Origin of the sequence: Escherichia sp. WS33 (assembly GCF_046486385.1) — a bacterium.
Lineage (GTDB): Bacteria > Pseudomonadota > Gammaproteobacteria > Enterobacterales > Enterobacteriaceae > ECMA0423.
This window is the reverse complement of the sequence record NZ_JBJQLJ010000011.1, coordinates 136,032-143,922: the sequence shown is the minus strand read 5'-3', so window position 1 is coordinate 143,922 and position 7,891 is coordinate 136,032. Positions and strand designations below refer to the sequence as shown.

The 7,891-nt window shown below is 50.5% G+C and carries 7 protein-coding genes and 2 pseudogenes; 6 read left to right on the top strand and 3 right to left on the bottom strand.

Going from position 1 to position 7,891, the window contains the following annotated elements:
- A pseudogene (locus ACJHXA_RS11685) lies at nt 1-449 on the top strand (IS1-like element IS1B family transposase); the annotation flags it as partial.
- Nucleotides 450-452: 3 nt separating this feature from the next.
- Here the strand turns inward: ACJHXA_RS11685 and ACJHXA_RS11680 are convergent.
- The 3 genes and pseudogenes from ACJHXA_RS11680 to ACJHXA_RS11670 form a co-directional block, all read right to left on the bottom strand.
- A pseudogene (locus tag ACJHXA_RS11680) lies at nt 453-1,865 on the bottom strand (fimbria/pilus outer membrane usher protein); the annotation flags it as partial.
- Nucleotides 1,866-1,889: 24 nt separating this feature from the next.
- Entirely contained in the window at nt 1,890-2,591 is a 702-nt protein-coding gene (locus ACJHXA_RS11675) for a molecular chaperone (protein WP_000845152.1), read from the bottom strand.
- An 82-nt stretch (nt 2,592-2,673) separates the two neighbouring features.
- Nucleotides 2,674-3,216, bottom strand: a complete 543-nt coding sequence (locus ACJHXA_RS11670; RefSeq protein WP_000750284.1) for a fimbrial protein — start codon at nt 3,214-3,216, stop codon at nt 2,674-2,676.
- A 355-nt stretch (nt 3,217-3,571) separates the two neighbouring features.
- Between ACJHXA_RS11670 and ssuE the strand changes: the two genes are divergently transcribed.
- Genes ssuE through ssuB form a run of 5 tightly spaced genes read left to right on the top strand, consistent with a single transcriptional unit; the run spans nt 3,572 to nt 7,807 of the window.
- A complete protein-coding gene (gene ssuE / locus ACJHXA_RS11665; protein WP_001263934.1) occupies nt 3,572-4,147 on the top strand; it encodes an NADPH-dependent FMN reductase in 576 nt (191 codons plus the stop codon).
- Nucleotides 4,140-5,099, top strand: a complete 960-nt coding sequence (gene ssuA, locus ACJHXA_RS11660; RefSeq protein ID WP_001244318.1) for an aliphatic sulfonate ABC transporter substrate-binding protein SsuA — start codon at nt 4,140-4,142, stop codon at nt 5,097-5,099. Before ssuE ends, ssuA begins: the two co-directional genes overlap by 8 nt.
- Nucleotides 5,096-6,241 (top strand): FMNH2-dependent alkanesulfonate monooxygenase, encoded by a 1,146-nt coding sequence (gene ssuD, locus ACJHXA_RS11655; RefSeq protein ID WP_000055996.1) that lies wholly within the window; start codon nt 5,096-5,098, stop codon nt 6,239-6,241. The genes ssuA and ssuD overlap by 4 nt, the downstream gene beginning before the upstream one ends.
- A gap of 10 nt (nt 6,242-6,251) precedes the next feature.
- Nucleotides 6,252-7,043 (top strand): aliphatic sulfonate ABC transporter permease SsuC, encoded by a 792-nt coding sequence (ssuC, locus tag ACJHXA_RS11650; RefSeq protein ID WP_000235203.1) that lies wholly within the window; start codon nt 6,252-6,254, stop codon nt 7,041-7,043.
- Nucleotides 7,040-7,807 (top strand): aliphatic sulfonates ABC transporter ATP-binding protein, encoded by a 768-nt coding sequence (gene ssuB, locus ACJHXA_RS11645; protein WP_001090514.1) that lies wholly within the window; start codon nt 7,040-7,042, stop codon nt 7,805-7,807. Before ssuC ends, ssuB begins: the two co-directional genes overlap by 4 nt.
- Nucleotides 7,808-7,891 lie beyond the last annotated feature (84 nt).

The window sequence follows — 7,891 nt, the reverse complement described above, 5'->3', positions numbered from 1 at the left end:
TTAAAAAACTCAGGCCGCAGTCGGTAACCTCGCGCATACAGCCGGGCAGTGACGTCATCGTCTGCGCGGAAATGGACGAACAGTGGGGATACGTCGGGGCTAAATCGCGCCAGCGCTGGCTGTTTTACGCGTATGACAGGCTCCGGAAGACGGTTGTTGCGCACGTATTCGGTGAACGCACGATGGCGACGCTGGGGCGTCTTATGAGCCTGCTGTCACCCTTTGACGTGGTGATATGGATGACGGATGGCTGGCCGCTGTATGAATCCCGCCTGAAGGGAAAGCTGCACGTAATCAGCAAGCGATATACGCAGCGAATTGAGCGGCATAACCTGAATCTGAGGCAGCACCTGGCACGGCTGGGACGGAAGTCGCTGTCGTTCTCAAAATCGGTGGAGCTGCATGACAAAGTCATCGGGCATTATCTGAACATAAAACACTATCAATAAGTTGGAGTCATTACCGCGATAGCCCATCAATTGAAAATTAGTGCCCAATTGGTTGAGCGTTTTGGCATACAGAAAACGATATGACTGACCTTTATGTTCGCTTTGGTCTGCCAGCGTACTCTTCGCCTGGGTCACATCGAACGAAATTGCTCCGAAATCGCCAAGGTTAAATCCCAGACCAAACATGGCGGCACGGTAATATTCAGCATATTGTCCACCACCATACCATGTCGTTCCCCACGGTCCGCCCCACTGCAACGTGGCCTGGGCAAATTTGCTCTCCTGCTGTTCATTACTATTGGTTCTGTATTTCGCCAGTGTCACCGCGTATTTGATTCGCCCCTGACGCTGGAGTAATGGCACGCTGGAAAACGGTACGCTGTAGCTATTGACGCTGCCGTCCGCTTCTTTGATTTCAACTAACAAATCACCGCTCGACGACGTGGAATAGAGATCACTAATTTCAAAAGCACCAGGCGATACATAAGTTTGGTAAATGGTGTAACCATTTTGCTTAATCGTTATCTGGGCATTGCTTTTGGCGATACCACGCACCACAGGCGCAAACCCTTTCAGGCTGTCTGGCAGCATGTTGTCATCTGACGCCAGCTGCACACCACGAAAGCTGACACTATCGAAAAAATCGCCTGCAGTATAATCATCACCTACGGTCAGTTCGCCTTTTAGTGGAATAACCGCCCGCTGCAAATAGCTGCTGAGATTCTTCCATTCTGCGGTTTGGCCACTACTGCGACTCCATGTTGAATTGTTGCGCAATCTCCATGGGCCTAAATTAACGCCACTGTTTAAATTCAGAAAATAGCTGTCGCCAGAATCACTGTCTGCGCTGCTATGAATACTGTTAGCCCCGCTAAACGAATATCCCAGTAATAGCGCGTTGATCCCTTCATCCCAACGTTCAGGGGGGACATAACCACGGGCATTACTTTTGATGGCGATTTGCGGTACTGAAATTTCCAGACGGAGTTTATTCACATTAAACGTTACGCTGGCATCCGGAATAATCTCCGCCAATGGCACACACGCTTGTTTGTCCAGTTGTTTAAAAGCCGGAAACGCATCAGTATTAACACCCATTGCATCCAGGCTTTCAGTCGTCAAACAGGCGGCAATCCCCTTCTCTGGCGTTATCTCAACAAAATTGACGTTGCGCGTATCTACAATTGTCTGATTCAGAACAATATCGACACGATAAACCCCTGGCGTTATTTTTTGTCCTTTTTCGAAACGAGACAAATCGGCCACCATTGAGGGATCATCTTTGAAAAAAGCAGGATCGAACCAGGTTTCAGCTTGTGCATTGAACGCTGCCGACACAAACACCACCAGCCCACCAATAAACGATGGCACTCCACCAGAGCTTAACAGGCTGTGTTGTCGATGAGTTCTATACATCTCGCTCTCTTAACTGAAGACGGCTTACGATTTACAGTTGAGTTGCGGCGTTTCCGCCCCGTAGTCATTGATGGTTCGATACGTTACGCTGCTATTTTTGGCCCCCTTTGGCAGAGAAAATTGGTATTTATCAAAGGGGGAAATCATTTGATTTTTAACTACTTTTCCACCTATTTTCAGGTCTGTCAGGGTAATGAAATAAGGTGTTGGGTTACTGACCGTAACCATGTCAGCTGACGAAGTGCAACGCAGTTTCGCCGGAGCCTCGCCTAAGGGATACGCTAAACCTTTTGGTCGCCAGAAAAGTTTGATGACGCTTTGTGTGGCAATCTTCAGGGTATTTCCCTCTTCCCGCTTCGTTGTTGAAGGGACTGCCCGTACGCTAGTGAAGAAAAGGGTTTCTCTGTCTTTCGCCAACGGCGCACCAATGTACATAATGCGTAACAGATTCTCATTAGCCGGATTCAGCACAAATAGCGGTGGTGTAATAATAAAATCTGCTGATTTTTTATTATCTGGGGTCATCACCCATGACTGAATAAGATAAGGAACATCCGGACTGGTGTTACGTACACCCAGTGAAATTTGCTCTTCACCTTCTGAATAAACAAGACGTGTTGCTGCAAGTCCAATCCCGCCTTTACCTGCCGCCCATGCGGATGAGCAGCTGAGTAATATTGCCGTTAAACTTACGGTCACAATTCCCTTTGTTATGCAAGTTTTCATAAATAGTCACTCTTAAAAAATATGAATATCCCCTCCAGAACACTAGAGGGGTACTAATTAATAAAACAATTAATGAGTTCTATTAATAATAGTTAATATGGAAATTTGTTACCGCATTCACATTACCAGAAGTCGCTTTCCCCGTAGCGATATAATCAACTTTAAAGGTCACTGTTTGCTCAGCAGAATCCGCTAACTGAATATTCGACGTTTCGGTACCGGGAGTTACCGATGTAGAACCATCTGGCAGATACATTTGTAGAGCAACATTCGTCGCTGCATCGGTGGTAGCCTGGTTGGCAAATGCTGTAGGTTGCACGCCGTCAGCCGTACCACTAAAGGTAAACGTCGCATTTTTAGTTACAGTAACATCACAGCCTTCTAAGGCAATTGGTACATCAGTTTTAACGCCAGAGACTGCTCCATTAGTTTGCAACTTGGTGGCGCTGACATTTGGCAATGTGACTACTGAATCTTTCGTCGCAGCTACCAGGGTACAAGCTGGAGCAATAACTTTACCATTAAATGTTACTTTGCCATCCGTGATAGCATTATCATCAGCTGCCATAACGCTGGACGTTGCACATACCACAGTTATAAACGCCGTCAATACACTTTTTTTCATCGTCATCATCCTGATCTCTTCGTAAATATGATAATGCCTTTAAATGACATTAGACTTAATAATAACAATAATTGACCGCCATTTAAATCAAGCATACTAAATCCAATAAGTGACAAATCTTTAATTTATAGATTTCATGAATATTTAAATATTAACTGAACGAGTAATTCATTGATTCAACATCTAATGACTATCCAACAAATAAATATGCGTGATATATAAAGCCCTTTCTTTAGTTTATTTTCAGAAAAAGATACACAAAATTTATATTTGGCATTTTCTTGTCTCTCCGACAGACTGACCGAATTGTTATCAATGTTAACAAAAAAAGAACAATTGGTTATAAGGAGAGAGTATGCGTGTCATCACCCTGGCGGGTAGTCCTCGCTTTCCTTCTCGCTCCAGCTCCTTGCTGGAATATGCGCGGGAAAAACTAAATGGCCTCGATGTAGAGGTTTATCACTGGAATCTGCAAAACTTCGCCCCGGAAGATCTGCTTTATGCTCGTTTCGATAGTCCGGCACTCAAGACCTTCACCGAACAGCTGCAACAGGCTGATGGACTGATAGTCGCTACACCTGTGTATAAAGCCGCCTATTCCGGCGCGCTGAAAACCCTGCTCGACCTGCTGCCAGAGCGCGCTTTGCAAGGCAAAGTGGTGCTACCGCTGGCGACGGGCGGTACCGTGGCCCATCTGCTGGCGGTCGATTATGCCCTTAAACCAGTTTTAAGCGCACTGAAAGCCCAGGAGATCCTGCACGGCGTGTTTGCCGATGACTCACAAGTCATTGATTACCATCACAGACCCCAGTTCACGCCAAATCTGCAAACCCGTCTTGATACCGCGCTAGAAACTTTCTGGCAGGCATTGCACCGCCGCGATGTTCAGGTTCCTGACCTTCTGTCTCTGCGAGGTAATGTCCATGCGTAACATCATTAAACTGGCGCTGGCGGGATTGCTTAGCGTCTCTACTTTTGCGGTTGCTGCAGAATCCTCGCCTGAAGCGTTACGTATAGGCTATCAGAAAGGCAGTATTGGTATGGTGCTGGCAAAAAGCCACCAGTTACTGGAAAAACGCTATCCGCAATCAAAAATCTCCTGGGTGGAGTTCCCCGCGGGTCCGCAAATGTTGGAAGCGTTAAACGTTGGCAGTATTGATCTCGGCAGTACCGGGGATATTCCGCCAATCTTTGCCCAGGCTGCCGGGGCTGATTTGGTATATGTGGGCGTCGAGCCACCGAAGCCCAAAGCCGAAGTGATTCTGGTGGCAGAAAACAGCCCGATCAAAACCGTAGCCGATCTTAAAGGTCACAAAGTTGCCTTTCAGAAAGGTTCCAGTTCACACAACCTTTTACTGCGTGCACTGCGTCAGGCCGGACTTAAGTTTACCGATATACAACCCACTTACCTGACACCTGCCGATGCCCGCGCCGCGTTCCAGCAAGGTAACGTTGACGCCTGGGCTATCTGGGATCCCTACTACTCCGCTGCGTTATTACAGGGCGGCGTGCGGGTGTTGAAAGACGGCACCGATCTCAATCAAACCGGATCGTTTTATCTGGCAGCTCGCCCCTATGCAGAAAAAAACGGCGCTTTTATTCAGGGCGTACTGGCAACCTTTAGTGAGGCCGATGCGTTAACCCGCAGCCAGCGCGAGCAAAGCATCGCTTTACTGGCAAAAACGATGGGCTTACCGGCACCGGTGATTGCCTCTTACTTAGATCATCGCCCTCCTACCACCATCAAACCGGTTAACGCCGAGATTGCCGCCTTACAGCAGCAAACGGCAGATCTGTTTTATGAAAATCGTCTGGTGCCGAAAAAAGTCGATATTCGCCAGCGCATCTGGCAGCCCACTCAACTGGAAGGAAAACAATTATGAGTCTGAATATGTTCTGGTTTTTACCGACCCACGGTGACGGGCACTATCTGGGAACGGAAGAAGGTTCACGCCCGGTTGATCACGGTTATCTGCAACAAATTGCGCAAGCGGCGGATCGTCTGGGCTATACCGGTGTGCTGATCCCAACGGGGCGATCGTGTGAAGATGCGTGGCTGGTGGCGGCGTCGATGATCCCGGTGACGCAGCGGCTGAAGTTTCTTGTCGCCCTGCGCCCCAGCGTAACCTCACCTACCGTTGCCGCTCGCCAGGCCGCCACGCTTGACCGTCTCTCAAATGGTCGTGCGTTGTTTAATCTGGTCACAGGCAGCGATCCACAAGAGCTGGCAGGCGACGGCGTGTTCCTTGATCATAGCGAGCGCTACGAAGCCTCGGCGGAATTTACCCAGGTCTGGCGGCGCTTATTGCTGGGGGAAACCGTCAATTTCAACGGTAAACATATTCATGTGCGCGGAGCAAAACTGCTCTTCCCGCCGATTCAACAGCCTTATCCTCCGCTTTACTTTGGCGGATCGTCAGACGTCGCCCAGGAGCTGGCGGCAGAACAAGTTGATCTCTACCTCACCTGGGGCGAACCGCCAGAACTAGTAAAAGAGAAGATCGAACAAGTGCGGGCGAAAGCTGCCGCGCATGGACGCAAAATTCGTTTCGGTATTCGTCTGCATGTGATTGTTCGTGAAACTAACGACGAAGCGTGGCAGGCCGCCGAGCGGTTAATCTCGCATCTTGATGATGAAACTATCGCCAAAGCACAGGCCGCATTCGCCCGGACGGATTCCGTAGGACAACAGCGAATGGCGGCGTTACATAACGGCAAGCGCGACAATCTGGAGATCAGCCCCAATTTATGGGCGGGCGTTGGCTTAGTGCGCGGCGGTGCCGGAACGGCGCTGGTGGGCGATGGTCCTACGGTCGCTGCGCGAATCAACGAATACGCCGCGCTTGGCATCGACAGCTTTGTGCTTTCGGGCTATCCGCATCTGGAAGAAGCGTATCGGGTCGGCGAGTTGCTGTTCCCACATCTGGATGTCGCCATTCCGGAAATTCCCCAGCCGCAGCCGCTGAATCCGCAAGGCGAAGCGGTGGCGAATGATTTTATCCCCCGTAAAGTCGCGCAAAGTTAAGGAAGAAATAATGGCAACGCCAGTGAAGAAGTGGTTATTGCGCGTTGCCCCCTGGTTTTTACCGGTGGGCATCGTGGCGGTGTGGCAACTGGCCTCCTCAGTTGGCTGGCTGTCGACGCGTATTTTGCCCTCACCGGAAGGGGTGGTGACGGCGTTCTGGACGCTCTCCGCCAGCGGCGAACTGTGGCAGCATCTGGCGATCAGTTCCTGGCGGGCGCTGATTGGCTTTTCAATTGGCGGATCGCTGGGGTTGATTTTGGGACTGATTAGCGGGCTATCTCGCTGGGGAGAACGGCTGCTGGATACCTCAATTCAGATGTTGCGCAACGTACCGCATCTGGCGCTGATCCCGCTGGTGATTTTGTGGTTTGGCATTGATGAATCCGCAAAAATCTTTCTGGTGGCGCTCGGCACGCTATTCCCCATTTATATCAACACCTGGCATGGCATCCGTAATATCGATCGCGGTCTGGTGGAAATGGCGCGTAGCTATGGATTATCCGGCATACCGCTGTTTATCCATGTGATCCTGCCTGGTGCCCTGCCCTCAATTATGGTCGGCGTGCGTTTTGCGTTGGGCCTGATGTGGCTGACGCTGATTGTTGCCGAAACCATTTCTGCCAATTCAGGCATTGGTTATCTGGCGATGAATGCGCGGGAGTTTTTGCAAACGGACGTGGTGGTAGTCGCTATTATTCTTTACGCCCTGCTCGGCAAACTTGCTGACGTCAGCGCGCAGCTGTTAGAGCGCCTCTGGTTGCGCTGGAACCCGGCTTATCATTTGAAGGAGGCCACGGTATGAATACTGCTCGTCTGAACCAGGGCACACCATTGTTGCTCAATGCAGTAAGCAAACATTACGCGGAAAATATCGTCCTGAACCAACTGGATTTACATATTCCGGCAGGTCAGTTTGTGGCGGTGGTGGGCCGCAGCGGTGGTGGCAAAAGTACCCTGCTGCGCCTGCTGGCAGGTCTGGAAACGCCAACCGCAGGCGATGTGTTAGCGGGCACCACACCGCTGGCTGAGATTCAGGAAGACACGCGAATGATGTTTCAGGATGCGCGTCTGCTGCCGTGGAAATCGGTGATTGATAACGTTGGGTTAGGCCTTAAAGGCCAGTGGCGCGATGCCGCGCGTCGGGCGTTGGCTGCAGTAGGACTGGAGAATCGCGCCGGGGAATGGCCTGCCGCACTTTCTGGCGGGCAGAAACAGCGTGTGGCGCTGGCAAGAGCGTTGATTCATCGACCGGGTTTATTGTTGCTTGATGAACCGCTCGGGGCGCTGGACGCCTTAACGCGACTCGAGATGCAGGATTTGATTGTGTCACTTTGGCAGCAGCACGGCTTTACCGTACTGTTGGTGACGCATGATGTGAGCGAAGCGGTAGCAATGGCTGACCGGGTGCTGTTAATTGAAGAGGGAAAAATTGGTCTGGATTTGACGGTGGATATCCCTCGTCCGCGCCGGTTAGGGTCGGTGCGATTAGCGGAGCTGGAAGCGGAAGTATTGCAACGGGTAATGCGGCGTGGGCATTCTGAACAACTGATTCGGCGTCATGGTTAATATGCCGGATGTGGCGCACAAAACCAGCATTTTCAACGGACTAGTAGGCCTGATAAGACACGTCAAGCATCGCATCAGGCAGTT

Excerpts from the sequence above, each read along its gene's own strand:
- ACJHXA_RS11675 (WP_000845152.1), bottom strand. The coding sequence starts at position 2,591 with ATGAAAACTTGCATAACAAAGGGAATTGTGACCGTAAGTTTAACGGCA.
- ACJHXA_RS11670 (WP_000750284.1), bottom strand. The coding sequence starts at position 3,216 with ATGAAAAAAAGTGTATTGACGGCGTTTATAACTGTGGTATGTGCAACG.
- ssuE (WP_001263934.1), top strand. The coding sequence starts at position 3,572 with ATGCGTGTCATCACCCTGGCGGGTAGTCCTCGCTTTCCTTCTCGCTCC.
- ssuA (WP_001244318.1), top strand. The coding sequence starts at position 4,140 with ATGCGTAACATCATTAAACTGGCGCTGGCGGGATTGCTTAGCGTCTCT.
- ssuD (WP_000055996.1), top strand. The coding sequence starts at position 5,096 with ATGAGTCTGAATATGTTCTGGTTTTTACCGACCCACGGTGACGGGCAC.
- ssuC (WP_000235203.1), top strand. The coding sequence starts at position 6,252 with ATGGCAACGCCAGTGAAGAAGTGGTTATTGCGCGTTGCCCCCTGGTTT.
- ssuB (WP_001090514.1), top strand. The coding sequence starts at position 7,040 with ATGAATACTGCTCGTCTGAACCAGGGCACACCATTGTTGCTCAATGCA.